Origin of the sequence: Glutamicibacter nicotianae (assembly GCF_006539525.1) — a bacterium.
Taxonomy (GTDB): Bacteria; Actinomycetota; Actinomycetes; order Actinomycetales; family Micrococcaceae; genus Glutamicibacter; species Glutamicibacter nicotianae.
In genome coordinates this window covers 176331-196771 of the sequence record NZ_BJNE01000003.1, presented here as the reverse complement: position 1 = coordinate 196771, position 20441 = coordinate 176331, and the positions used below count along the sequence as shown (strand labels likewise).

Sequence of the window (20441 nt, the reverse complement as noted above, 5' to 3'; positions counted from 1 at the left end):
CAAATCAACACTATGCAACCTTGGGTGCGCGCTCACGCACATCCCTAGGCGTGTCCGCATGTTTTCGATCCGGTTCGCTCATATCAGAGCTTGATTGATCGAAATAGCACGGAATCCGGGTCAGTATTCGTAGATGCGTTCGAGCATCGGAGTTTTCAGCTCTTCGCGGGTCAACGCGAAGGTGCGGTGATCCCGCCACTGCCCGTCGATGTGCAGATAACCCTTGCGCAGGCCCTCATCGCGGAAACCGAGCTTGTCCACAACGCGAAGGCTGGCGGCATTCTCCGGACGGATATTGATTTCCATGCGGTGCAGCTGCAACTGCTCGAAGCAGTGGTCGATGACCAAGGCGCAGGCTTCCGGCATCAGGCCGAACCCGGCATGATTGCGGTCAATCCAATAACCGATGGACGCTGTGCGTGCGGCCCCGTATTGCACGGAAGACACGGAAACCTGCCCGATCAGTGGCGGGCGCCCCCTATGCAGCTGGGGAAGGGCCAGTGCCCAGGAGTATCCGCTTCCGTCAATTGCCGATTCGTCCCTTGCCCTGAGCATCTCCCGAAAGGTCATGGATTCCGGCGGGCCCAAGGGACTCGTGGGATCCCATGGCTTGAGCCATTTGGCATTGGCATAGCGCAGATTGATCCACTCGGCCTCATCCCGCGCGGTCAGCTGGCGCAGCAGCAGCCGTTCCGAGGCCAGATCCGGAACCAGGTGCTTTGCCCGACGAGAGATGAACATGTGCACATCGTATTACTTCGTCATGCCCGCAGCCGGCAACGGCACCAGCGGGCAGCGATTCATTGCGTACGCGTAAGCTGTAGGCATGAACCTCACCGCTGACCAGCATCCTGGATCCGACAAGAAGGCCGCACGTGCCGCCGTCCGCAGTTGGCGCAGGGCGCTTGATCCGATCCAGCGCGAGCAGCTCGGCCAGGATCTGGCCCGCACGGTGATCGGCTACCTGAGCCAAAGCACCGGAGTCGTCCAGAAGGTCGCGGCCTACTGCTCCGGTCCGGATGAACCGCCAACCGAGGCGTTGTTGGATGCACTGGTCAATGAGGGCATTGACGTCTATCTGCCGGTGTGCGAACCGGATTATGCGCTGTCATGGGTCGAGTACACCCCCGGCATGGAATTCGCACCGAGCGCTTTGGCCCCGGTGATGGAACCTGTGGGCGAACGGATCGGCACGGAACTCTTCGACGAGATCAATACATTGATCATGCCAGCCCTTTCCATCGACGAGGACGGATTGCGCCTGGGCCAGGGCGGTGGCTATTACGATCGCTTCCTGCCGTTGATCGAAGACGCCCCGGTACGGGTAGCTGCGGTGGTGTACGAGCATGAGTATGTTCCACCCGGTGCTTTCCGGATTGACGAACATGACCAGCCGGTGGACTTGGTGTTCACGCCACAGCAGGTGCATCAGATCATCTGATTTACCCACAGCTCGCGGGCGGCGGGCCACGGGTTCCCGTGCTGGCAGGTTGCATGGGGATATGAGCTACTTCTCCAGGACCCAAGCCGCGCCCCGTCCTCCGGTGATTCCCAAGCCGAAAATCAGGCCGGTCCGTAATCGCAATGAGCTGTTGCGCCGCTATCGAAAGCCATTGGCCATTGCCTGCGCATTGCTCGCCTTGGCAGGCATGCTCAATGTATTTTCCTCCGGGCAATTGGCCCAACGCGAGGTCGTAGTGGCGCTCAGCGACATTCCTGCCGGTTCCCGGATATCCGCCAACCAGCTGCAGGTGCAAACTGTGCGGCTCGACCCGCATGATGCCGAGGTCTTTGAAGGCATTGAGGCCGTAGCAGGGCAACGCGCGGCCGTGGCACTGCGTGCAGGAACGGTGCTGCGCGACTATTCGCTGGTGGGACCGCAGCTTTTGCACGGATCACCGGAAGGTACCGTCGCAGTTCCGCTGCGTCTGAGCGACCCGGCCACGGTGACGCTGCTGCATCCTGGGCAATTGGTGGATATTGTATTGACCACCGGCGACGGTTTTGAGAAGGAAATCAGCTCGCAGACCATCGCCAAAGCGGTGCCGGTGCTCTGGGTTCCGGATAATGCCACTGGTTCTGAATTCGGCATGCTCAGCAGCGCTGCCCCGACCGGCGAGGGGATTGTCGTGGTTGCGGCGGCCAACAGCCTCTCGGATGATCTGGCAGGGGCGGTATCGCGCGGCAAGGTTTCAGCCGTCTTGGTGAATTAGGCGTTCAGCCCCAGTGCGGCGGCTTCTCGCGCTTCATCGTTTCAGCAAGATCTTCCTTGGAGTCGCCCCAATTTCGCGGGTCCTGGTCCTTGGCGAGCAAATCAGCCAGCGGATCGGTGGTGCGCTTCTTGGCTGCTGCCGCCATCGTGTTCTCGGGCGCACCGGCACTCTGCGGGCCCGCCAGCGCACGGTTGACGGATTCTGAATGTGGCACCGGTGTGTAGCTGCCGGTCAGTTCGACACGTGCAGCCAAATGCTGCGGCGGTGCCACAACGCGCGGCCGCTTGCGGCGGCCGCGCGTTGGTTCTTGCTCAGAAGTCATGGCTTCTTCGGTTCCGATTCATCGATCTTGCTGGTGGCTGGCACAGGTGCTGGGGTCACCGGCTTGCCTGCATTGTCCTTGGCAGGCGACTCGGTTCCGGCCTTGGCCGCGCTGTCAGCAACCGCTGCTTCCTGCTTGCTCTCTGCCTTGGGTTCCTGGCGCGTCTTGGTGGACTTCAGCAGTTTCGATTTTTCCTTCGGCGCCTCCGGCTCGGTGGTGACTTCACGGGCCGAGACTGGTCGAGCGGCGGCCATGCCGCTGCGGGCCGATGGCTGTTCAGCAGCCGTCGTCTTTTTCAGGCCCAGGGCATGGGCCAGGCGATCGGCGACAGCACCCGGGTCGGTGAAGACATCGATGGTCCACAGCGGAACATAACGCCAGCCGTGCTTCTCGAAGAATTCCGGGCGCAGGCGGCTGCGCTCACGCACGGTCAGGCCCGCATAGTGCTCGGTGCCGTCGTAGACCACGGCCAGCGGGCGGATGCCGGTGTGCGCCGAGTCGTAGGCATGTGCCGACAAATCCAGCACGCCACGGTAGTCCTCGGAAACGATCGCACCGCTTTCGCGCAAGCGGCGGGCAAGATCCGAGACCAATGGGTCGAAGCGCGGGTTTCGCATCGAGCTGACTCCGGAATCCCCGGCCTGCACGCGTCCGAACAGCTCGAAGAACTGGCGGGCTCCGCGGTAGACGCGGTTCAGGTCGACGTCTTCCGGCAGCAGACTGGAAACCAGGGTCATGCGGGTGCGCGATCGGGTCATCGCGGCGACGAACAGCTGCTCGCCGCCCTCGCGGGACAAGGCGCCGAATTCGTGCAGCGTCTTGCCGTGCGGGGTACGTCCGTAGCCCCAGGCGAAGATCACCGAATCCCGGCGCAGGCCGATCAGCCGGTCCATGGTGGTCACCACGAACGGTTCGCGCTTGGAGCGCAGGTGCTCCATCGCGTACTTGTGGTTTGGCAGCTGGACACGGATCGCTTCGGCGATGGCCGAGGCATGGCTGCGGTTCGAGGCAATGACCGCCAGCGATTCTCCGCCGTGGTTCTTGAAATGCTCGAAGACCAAATCCACTACCCGCGCCACTTCAGCGGCGGTGGTCTGCACGCCGTCTTCGCTGCTGGACAGCGATCCGGTGGCATCCGGGACATATTCGCCGCGCAGCAGCGACGAGTTGCCGGTGAGGTTCACCGCCATTGGCAGGCGCGAGAGCGCAGCGTCGTAGTAGGTGGTGGACAGCTGTTCCACCAGGCCTTCGTCGATTCCGCGGTACACGGTGGACAGCGAACCGGTGACCAGCACCTTGTTCAGCGCTTCCAGCGCGGAACGGTCCACGCCCTGCTCGCGAACACGGGCGGTGGGGTCCACGGAGACTTCGAAGCGCTTCGGGCCACCGAGCATTTCATCGCCGATGGCAATGACCTGCTCGGAGCGGCGGATCGCATCCAGGACTTCCCGCAGGGTCAGGTAGTTGGCTTCAAGCAGGATGACGGCATCGAACTTCGTGTCCTCCGGCAGAGCGCTGCCCAGCAGCAGCGGAGCCGAAACGATGACAGGAGTCAGCGAATTGGCCAGCGGCGCGCCAAGATCCAGCAACCCTGCAATGCTCGGGGTTCCGCCCTTGAGCATCTCGCGCAGCGCCCGCGATCCGGCACGGTGGTCAGCCAGCGCGGCCTTCCAGTTCCGGGCCAGCGCCCAGCGGATGCGCTGCGGTCCGGCGGCGATATGCGCACCGTCAGCCAGCCGGTAGTCCGCTTCGATCTTCTCCAGCTTGGATCCGTCGTTCATGGCAAGGAAGTCATCGCCTGAGATCATGGCGTCCAGCACGGACTGCCACCAGGCAAGTTCCAATTCACTGTCTACCTGGTCGGCGTCGATCTCGCGTTCGGCGAAGTCATCGAGCAAATCGCCGAGACCGGCTTCGGCCAGCTGCTCGGAGGTCAGCGTGCGTTCGGGCAGCTCTCCCAGGTCCTCGCGGCGTTCAACCAGCGAGGCGATCACCGAGAGCAGTTCCTTGATCGGCATTTCGCGCAGGCGCGAGCCCAGGGAGGATGGCAGCATTTCGGCCAGCTTGTCGATGCGGGCACCGGCGTCATGGTAGCCGGCCTCGACATCCAGCAGTCCGCCCGGGACCTGGGGGTTGCGCTGGCTTGTGGCGATGGCTCGCCACGCATCGCGCTGGACCGATACGGCTTGCAGTGCGGACTGCAGGTCGGCGACGTGCATGCCTGGACGGACGTATTCCTTGGCGATCTTGCGCAGCCGGGAACGGACAATCGAACCCATCTCGACGCCGTGTTCACGGCGCCATGCGCTGGTTGCGGTGGCGGCGATCAAATCGTCGATATCGCCCTCGAAGATATCGGCTTCGAATTTGTCCAGCGAGCCGCGGACGGCGACCAGCAGCTGCAGCTGGTCTCCCCACTTGTCGTAGCTTTCTTCCAGCCGGATCTGCGAACGCTCGGCAATCTGCAGCATGTGGTCATGCAGGATTGGCAGGTCGCGACCCAGGCCGCTGGCCAGGTTCAGGGCCTTCTCGGTGGCTTCGGTGTTGCGCAGCGGAGCACCGTGCCAAGGGCTGGTGGTGTGCACCTTGGAGAAGGCGCCGAGCTGGGCGGCGCGCTTGAGCTGCGCGGCAACATGTCCGCGTTGGCCCATGGAATCGAGCACCGAACGTTTCAGGCGCACGGTGGTGGATGGCGCTGGTTCCAGTGCGGAGAGGCGTGCCAGCTCCTGCATCGCCTGGTACGGCGAGCAGCCCCAGCGGCTGCGGACCGAGTGCAGCGACTTCACATGCTCGTGCAACGCATGGCGGGATTCGCGCAGGCGCTTGAACATGGAGCCCAGCTGCGGCTCGGCGGCGCGTTCATTGCGCAGGATCGCCTTGGTGAGCATGGCGCGCAGCGCTTCGGGATCCTCATTCGGTTCCAGCAGCATGCTGCCGGCATCCAGCTGCTCGTTGAAGCGAGACACGAATTCCTCGGCGGCGGAGCGCTGCTCGGCAACGACCAGCACGCGCTTGCCCTGGGCAGCCAGCAGCGCGGCTGCATTCAATGCGGTCTGGGTGGCACCGGTGCCGGCGGCGGCATTGATGGCCACCGATTCGCCGGCGGCGATGTAGTCGAGCATCTTGGACTGGGATTCATCGGCGTCCAGCAGGAACAGCTCGTCTTCCGGATCGCGGTCGTCAGAAGACTTGGCAATGGTCGTGGTTCCGGTGTGGACCTTGCGGGCCGACGATTCCTCGGAGACTGCGCCCTGCTTCCGCGAGCGAGCGCTTTCCTTAAGGATGTTCTTCACGCGGCTCAGCCTCGAACCGGAGCCTTCATTGCCCTTGGCCTCGGCAGCCTGCGCGGCTGGCTGCCCGTCCTGCTTCTTTGCAGCAGGATCCTCGGTGGCGTCCTCGGGCTTCGATCCTTCGGCTTTCGAATCCTCGGGCTTCGCGGCGCCCGGCTTTGAAGCCACCAGGTTGGCCAGCGCCTCCGAAGTCTTGCTGCTTTGGCTGTTCCCTGCCTGCTTTACCACGGTGTCATAGCGGATCAGTGCCTCGATAACCGGGTGGGAGCCGTTGAGCTTCGCCGGGTCTGCCGGGTCCATCAGTTCGGAGAAGGTGGAGAGCAGCAGGCGGTGGCCCACGACTACGCCGGGGACCTCGGCCATCTGGTGGCGCAGGGCATCCATGCCCCGGACCGGATCAAAGCGGGCGATGGAATAGGCGGCAGCATCAACGGCGTCGACGTCGACCTTGGCGTTGTGGTCGGCCTCGAACTGTCGCACGAACGCCGGGGATACGGTAGCGCGTCCAACGAGCTGCAGGTCGTAGTCGTCGGCATCCACGTGCTTGGCCAGGGTGATGCGTCCGAGCATGATGGGAGCGGAAACCGGCTCGCTCTTGCCATCATGGACGGCACGCCAGTTGGCGACACCGGCGGCCAGGTAGCCGACATCGATGCCGCGTTCTTCCCACAGTTCACTGATCTTGGCCGACAGCGCACGGGCGGTGCGGCGCGCGGTGGCGTACTGGTCCGCATCATGCAGCAGGGTGGACAGGCGGGTTCTCCGCCCGGCAAGGAACTGGGCCAAGCCCGATGGATTGGCATGGGTTATGTCGATGCTATTGGAGGTCGACGGAGCAAACCGCAGGGTCGTATCCGCCCCGGCACTCTGCCCCAGCGATTTAACCCAGGCAGCTACACGCTCGGCGGCAGCATTCTGTCCACTAGTCACGACAGTCATTCCCTTCACTGAACCGACCACATTCGGGCGCACCACAGGTGCAGATACGCCTCTTTCTAACGTAGTGCACCGACAGTGCAGAACCGGTGCGCGAAACACGTTTTATCCGCGGGATGCGCAAGCTCATGCTCGCGGTGTTCGCTTATGGGCCTCGCTCAGCAAACTGCGAATATTGGATGCGCGATTTCATGAAGCCGTGGCGCGTGGCCAGCGCTCTCGTGCACGATCTGCGCCCATTGGCCATGTTGCGCTTGCGGCCCCCTACAATTACGATGTCTGCTTCGCGACGCTGTCTTGACACTCAAGAGGGTTCCGCGCGTCAGAACACAAAAAAATCCCCTGCCTGTTGCCGCAAGCGCGGCAGCAGGCAGGGGAATTCCAGGCTACGGGATTACTCCCACTCGATGGTTCCTGGTGGCTTGGAGGTGACGTCCAGCACCACGCGGTTCACCCCATCGACCTCATTGGTGATGCGATTGGAGATCTTCGAGAGCAGATCGTATGGCAGGTGCGACCAGTCGGCGGTCATGGCATCTTCGGAGGATACCGGACGCAGCACGATCGGGTGGCCGTAGGTGCGGTGATCGCCCTGAACGCCAACCGAGCGCACGTCGGCGAGCAGCACTACCGGCATCTGCCAGACCTCGTCGTCCAAGCCTGCGGCGGTCAGCTCGGCGCGGGCAATCGCGTCGGCCTTGCGCAGGATGGTCAGGCGCTCCTCGTTGACCGCACCGATGATGCGGATGCCCAGGCCCGGGCCGGGGAACGGCTGGCGGCCAACGATTTCCTCAGGCAAGCCCAGCTCGCGGCCCACGGCGCGCACTTCGTCCTTGAACAGGGTGCGCAGCGGCTCGACGAGTTCGAACTGCAGATCCTCTGGCAGGCCGCCCACGTTGTGGTGGCTCTTGATGTTGGAGGTGCCTTCGCCGCCGCCGGACTCGACGATGTCCGGGTACAGGGTGCCCTGGACCAGGAACTTCACCGGCTCGCCCTCGGAAGCGGCCTCGGCGATGATCGCAGCTTCGGCTGCTTCGAACGCGCGAATGAATTCGCGGCCGATGATTTTGCGCTTGGTCTCCGGGTCGGTGACACCGTCCAGAGCGGTCAGGAAGCGCTCGCGCTCGTCGGCAATGTACAGCTTGGCGCCGGTGGAAGCGACGAAGTCCTTCTCAACCTGCTCGGCTTCGCCTTCGCGCAGCAGGCCGTGGTTCACGAACACGCAGGTGAGCTGGTCGCCGATGGCGCGCTGCACCAGGGCAGCTGCCACAGCGGAGTCCACGCCGCCGGACAGGCCGCAGATGGCCTTGCCGGTGCCGACCTGAGCGCGGATGCGCTCGATCTGCTCGTCAGCGATGTTGTCCGCGGTCCAGTCGCCCTTCAGGCCAGCACCGTTGTACAGGAAGTTCTCCAGGACGTCCTGGCCGTACTCGCAGTGCTTCACCTCCGGGTGCCACTGCACGCCGTACAGGCGCTTGGCTTCGTTGGCGAACGCCGCCACTGGAGCACCGGCGGTGGTGGCCAGGACCTCGAAGCCTTCCGGCGCCTGGGAGACGGCGTCGCCGTGGCTCATCCAGACGGTAGGCGCCTGTGCGGCGCCTGCCAGGATGGAGCGGGCTTCGCCCTCGAAGGTGGTTGCGGTGCGGCCGTACTCGCGCAGGCCGGTCTCGGCCACGGTGCCGCCCAGGGCGTTGGCCATGGCCTGGAAGCCGTAGCAGATGCCCAGGACCGGGACGCCGGCCTCGAACAGGTCGGCCCCTACGGAAGGGGCGCCATCGGCATAGACGCTGGAAGGACCACCGGAAAGGATGATCGCAGCAGGGTTCTTGGCCAGGATGGCTTCGGTGGACAGGGTGTGCGGAACGATCTCCGAGTACACACGGGCCTCGCGTACGCGGCGAGCAATGAGCTGCGCGTATTGGGCCCCGTAGTCGACGACCAGAACCGGCTTATGTTCTGGATTGAGGGGAGCAGTAGTCACCGTTACAGTCTACGCGGTTCACTGCGCGCGAAACAGCCAAGGTGATGTCATCAGCGTCACCAAGTGCATTTTTGGCAAAAGCAAGGGCGGATCGGTTCACCTGGGATGAACCGATCCGCCCTTGCAATGCACTGCGCTGCAGTGTCAGTAGCGCTTGGCCGCCTTCGGATGGGCCGCCAGCTCGCGATCAACTTCAGCGTGCACCTTGGCTTCGGTCCAGAAGGACAGGAATGGAACCACGCCGCCCAGCGCAATCGTAATGAAGCGCATGAACGGCCAGCGCATCAGCGACCACAGGCGGAAGTCTGCAAACAGGTACACCACGTAGAGCCAGCCGTGCGCAATCAGGATGCCCAGCGAGAGGTTCAGTCCCCCGGCCACCTCTGCGCGGTTGTACATTCCGATGGCGTTGGACGTGCCATCCACCAGGGTGCCGCCCACGAACAGTTCCAAGGACCAGAAGTACTTGAAGATCATTTCCAGCACGAGCAGCAGCAGCATCACGCCGGTGACGTAGGCGAAGACCTTGTAGAAGTTCGCGGCTGCACGGATCTGCTTAGGTGTGCCGCCGAATTTCCGGGGCTTCGGTGCCGGGGTGGTGCTGGACATCGTTGGTGGTTCCTTCCGATTTCGGTAAGAAGTGCGGTGTGCGTGAAATGCTATTCGTTGCTGTTGCCAGCCTGGGTGGCATTGCCGCCCTTGTGATGTGCTTCGGCGGCGCGCTCAGCAATCTCGTCAAGGTCTCGCTGGTAGTCATCGCGCACCATGCGGTACCAGAGGAAGATGGCGAAGCCTGCGAAGAGAACCCATTCCAGGCCGTAGAAGACGTTCAGCCAGTTGATCTGGCCTTCTTGGGGCTGCGGGCCGACATGGACGAGCTCCAGGCCCGCCTGCGTTGCGGCCTCGCCCTTGGCCGTGGTGATTTCGTGGGCCGAGACGAATCCTTCATAGAGGATCGAATCCCAGATATTCGCCAGCTGCGCCGAGGCGACCGTAGGCAGCGTCGGGCTGCGCAGGTCCACGCGGAATTCCGGGCCTTCGCTTGGCAGCAGGCGGCCGGTGATTTCCAGATCGCCCTCCGGTGCCGGTGCAGGCTTGGTTGCTTCAGGCTGCCAGCCGCGTACCACGGCGATGCCGGCGTCCTTGTCCGCGCCCTCGACCTTGAACTCGGTGACCACCCAGACACCGCGCTGTTCCCCATTGAGCCGCGGCGAAATCAGCTGATCGGTGCCGGGGACGAATTCGCCCTCCATGGTGATGATCTGGTCTGCCTTGATGCCCAGCAGTTCCTTGCCGACTTCCTGATGCTCGATCAGCGCAACCGGCTTCTCGGTCTTGTCGATCTTGACCGGCGGCTCGGTTTCGGAGGCGCCAAACTGCCATCCGGAGAGCAGGACGAATCCGGTGGCGATCGCTAGCGCGGCAAGCAGGGCGGCGATCCATTTGGGCTTCAGAGCGGTTTTAAGCACACTCTAACGGTACTTCTATTTGGCGTAGAACTCGAAATGCAAGGGCGTGAGATTAGCCCTGTTGCCTTATTTTCCGCTGGTGGAACCAACTTGCTTATCCATTCGTTGAGACCCAGCGTGCACATGGCACTGGCCCCGCCCTTCAGCAGAAGAACGGGGCCAGATCGAGATCCGCTAGAAGCGATCCGATTCGTAAGGGGAAAGCACGACATCGACGCGCTGGAACTCCTTCAGCGTCGAGTAGCCGGTGGTGGCCATCGAGCGGCGCAGCGCGCCAACCAGATTCGAGGTGCCGTTGGTCTCATGCGATGGGCCGTGCAGTACCTTCTCCAGCGAGCCGACGGTACCGACCTTGGCGCGGTCGCCGCGTGGGCTGGCCTCGTGAACAGCTTCCATGCCCCAGTGGTAGCCAGCGCCTGGCGCTTCATCGGCGCGGGCCAGCGCGGTACCAAGCATCACTGCGTCGGCGCCCATGGCGATGGCCTTGACGATGTCGCCGGAGTTGCCCATGCCGCCGTCGGCGATGACATGGACGTAGCGTCCGCCGGACTCTTCGATGTAGTCGCGGCGGGCAGCTGCCACGTCGGCAATTGCTGTAGCCATCGGGGCATGGATGCCCAGGGTGCGGCGGGTGGTCGAGGATGCGCCGCCACCGAAGCCGACCAGCACGCCTGCTGCGCCGGTGCGCATCAGGTGCATGGCCGGGGTGTAGCCAGCTGCGCCGCCGACGATCACTGGGACGTCGAGTTCATAGATGAACTGCTTCAGGTTCAGCGGTTCGGTGGTCTTAGAGACGTGCTCGGCCGAGACGGTCGTGCCGCGGATGACAAAGATGTCAACGCCAGCGGCGACCACGGTTTTGTAGTGCTCCTGCGTGCGCTGCGGAGTCAGCGAGCCGGCAACGACAACACCCGAGTCGCGGATCTCGGAGATACGCGAGGTGATCAGCTCTGGCTGGATTGGAGCCGCATACAGTTCCTGCAGCTTGGCGGTGATCTTGGGGTCGTTGCGGGTCGCCGCCTCGGACTCCAGGCCGGCGATTTCAGCCAGCACTGCTTCCGGATTCTCGTAGCGGGTCCACAGGCCCTCGAGGTTCAGCACGCCCAGTCCGCCGAGCTTGCCCAGTGCAATGGCGGTCGCCGGGGAGGTCACCGAATCCATTGGTGCGCCCAGGATAGGGGTGTCGAACTGGAAGGCGTCGATCTGCCAGGACACCGATACGTCCTTCGGATCACGGGTACGGCGATTCGGTACGATCGCTACGTCGTCCAGGGAATATGCCTTAGTTGCCCGCTTGCCGCGGCCGATCTCAATCTCGTTACTCACCTAACTAGGTTACCAAGATTCCGGGATAATCCCGCTTTTGGCAGTGCGCTGGCCATAGATGATGCGGCGTCGACAGCTTCGAGTCATCCGGCGGCTGGATGCGCACCGGGACAACAATGCCCCGGCATTCCGTGAGCAATATCACCCGATGCCGGAGCGAATGTCGAGCCAGATTTACTTCGCCGTCTTGGCGGCCAACTGCTTTGCTGTTGCGGCCAAGGCGGTCGCGGCCTGCTCCTCGGCTTCGGCGATCCGCTCTATCGCGTCTGCCAGTAATGCGAAGTGCTCTGCGCGCTGTGAGAATTCGATCTCTGGATCGATCAGGTCAGCGAATTCGTCCCATTGCGCAGACAACTGCTGATACGCATCCACGTGCGCTGCCAACGCCGAGAGACCCGGAAGTACGGCTGCTTCGGCAAGGAAGTCGGAGTATAGCCCGCGCAATGCGCCTTCACCGCTGAAGCGCGTATCAGAGAAAAACCCGGCCAGCTGGTCCAGGCCATTGGCTAGCGCTTGCTGGCTTGCGAAGATCTGGGACCAGCCGGTCTTGGACTCGGAATCGCGCAGTCGCGTGGCCAAAGTGCGCATTCCGGTAATGCCGAAATTCTTGGCGAAGTGCACCGGGACCCCGGACAGCTCGCTGGTGCCCAGCAACCGAGCGGTGGTTTCCTCGATAGCCTCCACAGCGTTGGCGGCCAGGGTTTCGGTCTTCGGCGAGCGCGTGGACGGGATCCACGCCTGCCAGTGCTTTTCCTTCTTGCGCATCGCACGGGCGATGGCCAGCTCCTTGGGGCTGATCAGGTTCAGGGCACCGGATCCGTCATCAACCAGCAGGTCTTTCTTGTGCTCGCCAACCACGGCGAGGTCCAGGGTCTCGGCTTCATCCACCGTAGTGCCGTCGATCCATGGCAGCGCGCTGATTGCCACGCGAACCACGACGGCGCGGCCTGCGTCCAGGGCGGCGTCCATGTATTCGGCGGCGCGTTCAGCTGAGCCGGTGGTGCGTTCGGTGACCGTGGCACCGCAGCGGGCCAGCAGGTTCTGGGTGTACGGCTCCGGGTTGTGCCGAGTCACCAGGGTTACTGCGGTTTCTTCGCCGCCTTCGTGGGTGAAGGCCATGAAGCCAATGCCGCCAGCAAGACCGGCGAGCAGCGCCTGGCTCAGCGGTTGGCCGGTGTGCTTGTTGGTGACGCCAGCTTGAACCAGCACGCGGTGCCACAGCGCGGCATCGTATTGGATGACATCTTCTGGGGCCGGGTATTCAGGCAACTCGTCAGCCGGCGAAGCTGCCGGAGCTTCCTTGTCCTTCTTGGCTTGCGCCTTGGCTTTCTCGCGTGCTTCCTTCGCGTAGTCGCGTGCGGCCGCGGCGCGGGCTGCCCGCGGGCTTTCAGGCTTGCCGGCCAGGATGTTCTTGCGCGCGGTCGTGTAGCTCTCCCCCGTGCGCTCCATTCGCTGGCGAGTTTGCTTCTTCAGATTGGCTGGCTGGCCCAAATTGATGTCCTTCGTTGACGTTCGCTCACTTGCGGGTGGTTCCCGCGCACCGAGAGGTATTGCCGAGCTTTCATTCTACGTGGGGTCGCTGGTACTGGATGCCTTGTGCACTGTGCTTCTGGACAAGTCAGTCCCACGCATGAGTCCACTAGATCGCGATGAGGCGTCTTTGTCCCTGTGTTCCCTTAGCCTGACGTCTAGCATCACTCCCCTCCTCTTCAGAAAGATAACCGTGCGCAAATCGCTGACCTGTTTGCCTCTGCTTGCCATCGCAGCTCTGGCTTTGGCATCTTGCACTTCTGCCGGATTTGAGCAGGTCCGGGCCTCTACAACTGCAGTCGAGCCTGCTCCTGGGCAACAGGAAACATCCGAACTGCCAGCACTTGCAGAACCGACGGCTTCGAAAGCATCCGAGGACTATTCGGACAAAGAGCTGCAGGACTGGGCCGATGAAAAGATGCAGCAATGGATGGACGAAATCAATGAGGGCTGGGAGGACGTTGTCATGGACATCGATGAGCCGGAGGATTTCTTGAAGTGGTACCCAACGGATCCACATGGGCATATGCTTCCCTTTGAAGCGCCCGAATACGGTGAATTGCTGATTACCCTTGAACCCTATGAGTGGGAAGTCGACGCCCGGTCCGATTTGGCCTACGTAGGCAGCAACACGATGCTCCGCGTCGGAGAACAGGACAAGAACCTTCGCTCTGTCACAGTGGTTACACAAGATGGAGAATTCAAATACGTGGCAACTCGTGAAGATTGGCCTCCATTCGAAAGCTGAAGACGAACCCCATCGGCCACCAGACCTCTAGGAAACACGAACATCCCTAGCCTGATTCGTTTCTGAACGCATTGCCTGCGGCGTTGCGCCCGTGGGCACCTCGGCTCGTGCCCCGCTGCGAACCGTATTGCTCCTGGCATTGGGCAACCGACCTCCTAGCTGCCACTGGCACATTGGCATGTGGTCGTGAGAACTCCGGCGAAAGCTGCAACGAAAACCCCACCAAGCAGAACTCTTTGCTTGGTGGGGTTTCCCTATCAGATGCGTTTAGCGCGAACGGTAGTTCGGAGCCTCAACGGTCATCATGATGTCGTGCGGGTGGGATTCCTTCAGACCTGCAGCGGTGATGCGGACGAACTTGCCGCGTGCCTTCAGCTCCGGAACGGTGCGTCCGCCAACGTAGAACATGGTCTGGCGCAGGCCGCCAACCAGCTGGTGGGTGACTGCGGACAGCGGGCCGCGGTAAGGCACCTGGCCTTCGATGCCTTCAGGAATCAGCTTCTCGTTCGATGGGGCATCCGCCTGGAAGTAGCGGTCCTTGGAGTACGAGGTGTTCTTGCCGCGGGTTTCCATGGCGCCCAGCGAACCCATGCCGCGGTAGGCCTTGAACTGCTTGCCGCCCATGAAGACCAGATCGCCGGGGGATTCTGCGGTGCCTGCCAGCAGGGAGCCGAGCATGACCGAGTCGGCGCCGGCAACCAGTGCCTTGCCGATGTCGCCCGAATGCTGCAGACCGCCGTCGGCGATCACTGGCACGCCAGCTGGAATCGCGGCCTTGGCTGCTTCGTAGATCGCGGTTACCTGCGGGACGCCCACGCCGGCAACAATGCGGGTGGTGCAGATGGAGCCTGGGCCAACGCCGACCTTGATCGCGTCGGCACCAGCATCGATCAGCGCCTTGGCACCGTCGTAGGTTGCTGCCTGGCCGCCGATGACATCCACGTGCGCAGCGGCTGGGTCCTTCTTCAGACGGGCGATCATGTCGAGCACGCCCTGCGAGTGACCATTGGCGGTGTCGACAACCAATGCGTCAACGCCGGCGTCGATCAGGGTCATGGCGCGCTCGTAGCCTTCGCCGAAGAAGCCCACGGCTGCGGCTACGCGCAGGCGGCCGTCCTCGTCCTTGGTGGCCAACGGGTACTGCTCTGCCTTGTCGAAGTCCTTGACGGTGATCAGGCCGGTCAGCTTGCCCTCGTCATCGATCAGCGGCAGCTTCTCGATGCGGTTCTTGGACAGCAGCTCGATAACGGTCTCGCGCGATACGCCTTCCTTGGCGGTGATCAGCGGCATGCCGGTCATGACTTCGTAGACCTTGGTGGTCATGTACTGCTCGCGCGGAACAAAACGGGTGTCGCGGTTGGTGATGATGCCCATCAGCTTGCGGTTCTCGTCGACTACCGGCAGGCCGGAAACGCGGTACTGGGCGCACAGCTCATCCCAGTCGGCCAAGGTGGCACCCGGGTGGACGGTGACCGGGTCGGTGATCATGCCCGATTCGCTGCGCTTGACCTGGTCAACCTGCTTAGCCTGGTCCTCGATGGACAGGTTGCGGTGGATCACGCCGATGCCGCCCTGGCGTGCCAGCGCAATGGCCATTGGAGCCTCGGTCACGGTGTCCATGGCGGCGGAGCTGATTGGCACCTGGATGTTGATGCGCTTGGTGAAGCGAGTGGTGGTGTCCGCCTCCGAAGGAATCACATCCGTCGGGCCAGGCAACAGCAGAACGTCGTCGTAGGTGAGTCCTTCAAAAGCAAAGGGGTTGAACTCAGTCACGTGGAAACCTTTCGGGGCGACAGCGGAGGTTGGTTAAATGGTAGAGCTCTTTTGGCGTTCCAGTTATTCCTTCGTGGTGCACTGTGTTCAAGCTCATGCTTCGCACCGTATCCATGGTGACTTATTCCCAGTTTGTTGCTTCCTTGAAGGAGGTGGTGAACTGGCGCTTGGCGCTGAGCACGAAGGTCTTGGACAGGTGCGAATCGTCCAGATACGTCAGGACATTTCCAATGACAGCTTTGCAGACCCCGTCGGGGCAGAGCAACCCCGTCATGTCGAGGGAAACAACCTGGTTCCCGTAATCCTTCGAATCCAGGAACTGCTCTACAGGGTTCACGCTATTCAAGGCGTAGCCGGCCGAGCCATCGCAGTTGTCCAATTCGCCCTTGTTGGAATCCACGCATTCGGGAATGGAGTAGGTGTAGCGCGGGGTATCGCGCATCGCGATGACGCGGCTTCCCGCATCCAGCAGCGGCTGGATCATCTCGGCGTAGTTGTCCACCAAGGTTTCCTGCTCTCCCGGGCTGCGCAGCATGGCATCCGGGGCAGCAACGGTTTTGCTGGCGGTGGTCAGCACCATTTGCGGCGCCAAATCCGCGACATAGTCCTGCGCGGCATCCTGGAAGTCGGAGCAGGTTTCATCCACGCGATCCGCATCGGAACCGTAGCGGCATCCTGGCTCGTAGACCAGGATCCAGCTTCCGCCGGCTTCCTCGATCATTGCCGATGCCGCCGCAGACCAGTGCTGCATGTGGGAATCGCCGAGCAGCACCAGGTCCGGTGCTCCCCCGTCAAAGTCGCCGCCCTGCTCGCAGAAGTGGATCCGCTTATCCTCGGGGGCGTTGGGCCCTTCGCAGGCGATGCCCGGGGTCTGCCACTCGCTATCCAGCTCGGTGGCCAGCGGCAAGGTCAAGGCAGCAGGCGATGGATCCCAGTCCTCGGTCGCGTTGGCACCGGGGTTGTCAGTATCGGTCTGCGCCGCAGCCAGGGCACGGCGGTGCTCGACATTGTTCTCCCATGCCAGTACAGGGAGGCTGGCTACGCCAATTCCCAATGCAACAACCGCGAACTGGGCGATCAGCTTGAAGCCGGCCTGCGGTATCAAGCGCGAGAAGCTTGGGCTGGCCTGCCAGGCGATGGCCGGCTTCTCAATGAACTTGGTGGTGCACCACGAGGCGCCGATGGATGCCGCGATGAGGATGGCACCAGCCAGGAAGGAGGCCTTCTCATTGCCGGAGACCTCAAGGTAGAAGACCAGCATGGGCCAGTGCCACAGGTACATGCCGTAGGACAGGTCGCCCAGCTTGACCAGCGGGGGCAGGGAAAGCAGGCCGGATGGGTTGGCCCAGCTGCGCGGAGCCGGGGCGGCAATCACCAGCGCGGCGGCGACGGTGGGAACCAGCGCCATGAAGCCCGGGAACTGTCCCTGCACATCGAGCACGGCACCGCTGCCGATCACGGTGACCAGTCCTGCCCAGCCGCCAATGCGGCGGATCTTCTCCGGCAGGGTGGACAGCCATGGCAGGGCCAAAGCCAGCAGCGAGCCGAGCGCGAATTCCCACAGTCGCGCGCCAGTGTGGAAATACGCGACCTGCTGGTTGGTGGCGGTGATGTGGATGGAATATGCCAGCGAGCCTACGAAGATGGCACCGAAGGCGTTGCCGGCTACCAGCGCGAAGCTGCGGCGGGAGAAGAACTTCTTCCAGACCAGTGCGCTGCCGGCGAGCACCAGCGGCCAGATGATGAAGATCTGGCCCTGGACCGACAAGGACCAGAAATGCTGAAGCGGCGAGGCGGCAGCGGTGTTGAAGGCGTAGTAGTCCACCTGGTGGTTCGAGAGGTACCAGTTCTGCCAATAGAACAGGGAGGCATTGGACTGGTCAATCAGTTCCAGCCAACGGGTGCTTGGCAGGATGATCCACGCAGCGATGACCACGCCTATGATGACCACCGCGGCTTGCGGGATCAGGCGGGAAAATCGATGCAGCCAGCCGTCCAGCAGGGGCGGGCGCTGCCCGCGGGCAATGCGCCGGGCAGTGGAGGAAGTCAGGAAGAAAGCGGAGAGCATCAAGAAGATGTCCACACCGCCGGAGACCCGGGAGAACCAGATGTGATAGCACATCACCAGCAGGACTGCGAGGGCGCGAAGTCCCTGCAAATCAACTCGGAAACCGGCACGTTCCGTGGTTTTCCGAGGTTGATCCAAGGTATGGGTCACTGGCTGCGCTTTCGTCGGGAACAGGAAATGGTCCTCGGCGCTTTCTTCTCGAATCACGTCAGACAACCAACCATCTTATCAATCCGCACCACGCGTTCTTCCCCATCTAGCGTTTTCCACAACTGTTCTGCCTCGAGTGCAGAAAGCTCCCATAGTGCTGACTTGTGATGGTTTAGTTGCGGCTCCTTGGAAAAATGTCACCGGAATTCCGGCGGTTCATGCTCAAAACCACGCATCTCGGGCTATGCCAACATGCAATGGCGCAATTTGCCTTGGGCCCGACGCGGCGCAATTGGGATGCCGAAAAGGCAGTTGCTACGGCTCAGGACAGGAAGATGCATGTACTCTGCCAGATGCATGGCGCTCCGCTCGAAGCTTGGCCAAGGGTACTACCTGGCCACAGCTTGGACCCAGCGTGCTTTTCCGGTTCCATGCTTTCCAACCTGTCTCGCTATCTGAAGGCAGCATGGAGAAAGCCGCCACCGGAACCAGCTTGAGGCTGGTCCCGGCGGCGGCTTTCGCGCACGGGCACAATGCCCATGCTTCACGCTTGGCCTTAGTGGCTGTGCGCTTCTTCGTCTGCTTCTTCGGCCTTCTCTGCCACCAGGGTCTCGGTTGTCAGCACCAAGGCCGCGATCGACGCTGCGTTGCGCAGTGCCGAACGGGTGACCTTGACCGGGTCGATGACGCCTGCGTGCAGCAGGTTCTCGTATACACCGGTCTTGGCGTTGAAGCCTTCGTTGGCGCCGGACTCTGCGACCTTGGAGGCAACTACCGAACCGTCGAAGCCTGCGTTGGTAGCGATCCAGAACAGCGGCTGCACCAGGGCGCGGCGAACAATCGCTACGCCTGCTGCTACGTCGCCTTCGGTGGCGGCGATGCGGGCATCGGTATCCAGCGAAGCCAGGGCATCGACCAGGGCGGTACCGCCACCGGCAACGATGCCTTCTTCCAGCGCCGCACGGGTCGAGGACACTGCGTCCTCGATGCGGTGCTTGCGTTCCTTCAGCTCGACCTCGGTGGAAGCGCCCACCTTGATTACGCCGATGCCGCCGGACAGCTTGGCCAGACGCTCGGAGAGCTTCTCGCGGTCCCACTCCGAATCGGTGCGGTTCAGCTCAGCCTTCAGCTGGGCTACGCGCTCTGCCACATCCTCGTCCGTGCCAGCGCCATCAACGATGGTGGTGGAATCCTTGGTGATGGTCACGCGGCGTGCCGAGCCGAGCACCTCGGTGCCAACCTGGTCCAGGGACAGGCCCAGTTCCGAGGAGACAACCTGGGCACCGGTGAGGATGGCCAGATCCTGCATCATGGCCTTGCGGCGGTCGCCGAAGCCTGGAGCCTTGACGGCTACCACGTTCAGCAGGCCACGCAGCTTGTTGACCACCAGGGTGGACAGGGCTTCGCCCTCGACGTCCTCGGCGATGATCAGCAGCGGCTTCTTCGCTTCCAGGACCTTTTCCAGCAGCGGCAGGAATTCTGCCACGGTGGAGATCTTGCCCGGGTTGATCAGGATCAGCGCGTCTTCCAGGACAACTTCCTGGCGCTCCTGGTCGGTGATGAACTGCGGCGAGAGGTAGCCCTTGTCGAACTGCATGCCTTCGGTCAGGACCAGCTCGGTGGCGGTAGTAGAGGACTCTTCGATGGTGATTACGCCATCGGTGCCCACGGTCTTGAAGGCCTTGGCCAGCAGTTCGCCGATTTCATCCGACTGCGCGGAGATCGCGGCAACGTTGGCAACCTTGTCCTCGACGGCCACGGCGTTTGCTGCCAGTGCGTCAGAGACGATCTCGACAGCCAGTTCAATGCCCTTGCGGACATCGCCTGGAGCGGCGCCAGCGGCGACGTTCTTCAGGCCTTCCTTGACCAGGGCCTGGGCGAGCACGGTGGCGGTGGTGGTGCCGTCGCCTGCTACGTCATTGGTCTTGGTGGCTACTTCCTTGGCCAGCTGCGCGCCAAGGTTCTCGTATGAATCTTCCAGATCGATCTCACGCGCAATGGTGACACCGTCGTTGGTGATGGTCGGGGCGCCCCAGGTCTTGGCAAGCACCACGTTGCGGCCGCGTGGGCCGAGGGTGACCTTCACCGTGTTTGCGAGCTTATCGATGCCCGCTTCGAGGGCGCGTCGTGCATCCTCGTTGAATGCTAGCTGCTTAGCCATGCATTTTCTCCTGAAACTTTAGAGAGGTTGGCGTTACTTTACGACGACTGCCAGTACGTCGCGAGCCGAGAGCACCAGGTACTCTTCGTTGCCGACCTTGACCTCGGTTCCGCCGTACTTCGAGTACAGGACTACGTCGCCTTCTGCGACATCCAGAGGAATGCGGTTGCCGTTGTCGTCGATGCGGCCTGGGCCTACTGCAACTACGGTGCCTTCCTGCGGCTTTTCCTTAGCGGAGTCTGGGATGACCAGGCCCGAAGCAGTGGTGGTTACGGCTTCGACCTGCTTGATGACAATGCGGTCTTCGAGCGGCTTGATGGAGACAGACATGGTCTCTCCTTTTCGTGTATGAACCAATGGTTGTAGGGGTGCGCCCTATGGCATTGGACCAACCGTCGTCGCGGTGCCAGTTGGTGGTATCCAGTCAGGCGGTGTGCCACGCTGCAAGCTGCAGATGCAACTTCCAATGCGACA

The 20441-nt window shown here is 62.5% G+C and carries 15 protein-coding genes; 3 read left to right on the top strand and 12 right to left on the bottom strand.

Features of this window, described 5'->3' with window-relative positions; all coding sequences use genetic code 11:
* Positions 1-120: 120 nt before the first annotated feature.
* Complete coding sequence (locus ANI01nite_RS05680) at positions 121-741, bottom strand: GNAT family N-acetyltransferase (RefSeq protein WP_141356608.1); 621 nt, start codon at positions 739-741, stop codon at positions 121-123.
* An 85-nt stretch (positions 742-826) separates the two neighbouring features.
* Between ANI01nite_RS05680 and ANI01nite_RS05675 the strand changes: the two genes are divergently transcribed.
* Both ANI01nite_RS05675 and ANI01nite_RS05670 read left to right on the top strand, forming a co-directional pair.
* Entirely contained in the window at positions 827-1441 is a 615-nt protein-coding gene (locus ANI01nite_RS05675; RefSeq protein ID WP_038990677.1) for a 5-formyltetrahydrofolate cyclo-ligase, read from the top strand.
* Between the two features lie 61 nt (positions 1442-1502).
* Positions 1503-2213 (top strand): RcpC/CpaB family pilus assembly protein, encoded by a 711-nt coding sequence (locus tag ANI01nite_RS05670; RefSeq protein WP_170214573.1) that lies wholly within the window; start codon positions 1503-1505, stop codon positions 2211-2213.
* Positions 2214-2217: 4 nt separating this feature from the next.
* Here the strand turns inward: ANI01nite_RS05670 and ANI01nite_RS05665 are convergent, their stop codons facing one another.
* From ANI01nite_RS05665 to ANI01nite_RS05635, 7 genes are all read right to left on the bottom strand, one after another.
* The gene (locus ANI01nite_RS05665; RefSeq protein ID WP_141356604.1) at positions 2218-2535 is read right to left on the bottom strand and encodes a hypothetical protein; all 318 of its coding nucleotides are present in this window, start codon (positions 2533-2535) and stop codon (positions 2218-2220) included.
* Positions 2532-6764 (bottom strand): DNA helicase, encoded by a 4233-nt coding sequence (locus tag ANI01nite_RS05660; protein ID WP_255314423.1) that lies wholly within the window; start codon positions 6762-6764, stop codon positions 2532-2534. Before ANI01nite_RS05660 ends, ANI01nite_RS05665 begins: the two co-directional genes overlap by 4 nt.
* A 391-nt stretch (positions 6765-7155) precedes the next feature.
* The gene (gene guaA, locus ANI01nite_RS05655; protein WP_038990680.1) at positions 7156-8742 is read right to left on the bottom strand and encodes a glutamine-hydrolyzing GMP synthase; all 1587 of its coding nucleotides are present in this window, start codon (positions 8740-8742) and stop codon (positions 7156-7158) included.
* Positions 8743-8886: 144 nt separating this feature from the next.
* Complete coding sequence (locus ANI01nite_RS05650; protein WP_141356600.1) at positions 8887-9351, bottom strand: DUF3817 domain-containing protein; 465 nt, start codon at positions 9349-9351, stop codon at positions 8887-8889.
* Between the two features lie 50 nt (positions 9352-9401).
* Entirely contained in the window at positions 9402-10211 is an 810-nt protein-coding gene (locus tag ANI01nite_RS05645; protein WP_141356598.1) for an SURF1 family cytochrome oxidase biogenesis protein, read from the bottom strand.
* 174 nt (positions 10212-10385) lie between these two features.
* On the bottom strand, positions 10386-11537 hold the full coding sequence (locus ANI01nite_RS05640; protein ID WP_066140656.1) for a GuaB3 family IMP dehydrogenase-related protein: 1152 nt from the start codon (positions 11535-11537) through the stop codon (positions 10386-10388).
* A gap of 174 nt (positions 11538-11711) precedes the next feature.
* Complete coding sequence (locus ANI01nite_RS05635; RefSeq protein ID WP_255314422.1) at positions 11712-12986, bottom strand: BtrH N-terminal domain-containing protein; 1275 nt, start codon at positions 12984-12986, stop codon at positions 11712-11714.
* 274 nt (positions 12987-13260) lie between these two features.
* Here ANI01nite_RS05635 and ANI01nite_RS05630 point away from each other — a divergent pair, with 274 nt between their 5' ends.
* Positions 13261-13815, top strand: a complete 555-nt coding sequence (locus ANI01nite_RS05630; protein ID WP_141356594.1) for a hypothetical protein — start codon at positions 13261-13263, stop codon at positions 13813-13815.
* Between the two features lie 267 nt (positions 13816-14082).
* Here the strand turns inward: ANI01nite_RS05630 and guaB are convergent, their stop codons facing one another.
* The 4 genes from guaB to groES form a co-directional block, all read right to left on the bottom strand.
* The gene (gene guaB / locus ANI01nite_RS05625) at positions 14083-15588 is read right to left on the bottom strand and encodes an IMP dehydrogenase (protein ID WP_038990687.1); all 1506 of its coding nucleotides are present in this window, start codon (positions 15586-15588) and stop codon (positions 14083-14085) included.
* A 121-nt stretch (positions 15589-15709) separates the two neighbouring features.
* A complete protein-coding gene (locus tag ANI01nite_RS05620) occupies positions 15710-17863 on the bottom strand; it encodes an acyltransferase family protein (RefSeq protein WP_255314434.1) in 2154 nt (717 codons plus the stop codon).
* Positions 17864-18362: 499 nt separating this feature from the next.
* On the bottom strand, positions 18363-19967 hold the full coding sequence (gene groL / locus ANI01nite_RS05615; protein WP_038990688.1) for a chaperonin GroEL: 1605 nt from the start codon (positions 19965-19967) through the stop codon (positions 18363-18365).
* A 33-nt stretch (positions 19968-20000) separates the two neighbouring features.
* Positions 20001-20297, bottom strand: a complete 297-nt coding sequence (groES, locus tag ANI01nite_RS05610) for a co-chaperone GroES (RefSeq protein ID WP_013349608.1) — start codon at positions 20295-20297, stop codon at positions 20001-20003.
* Between the last annotated feature and the right edge of the window lie 144 nt (positions 20298-20441).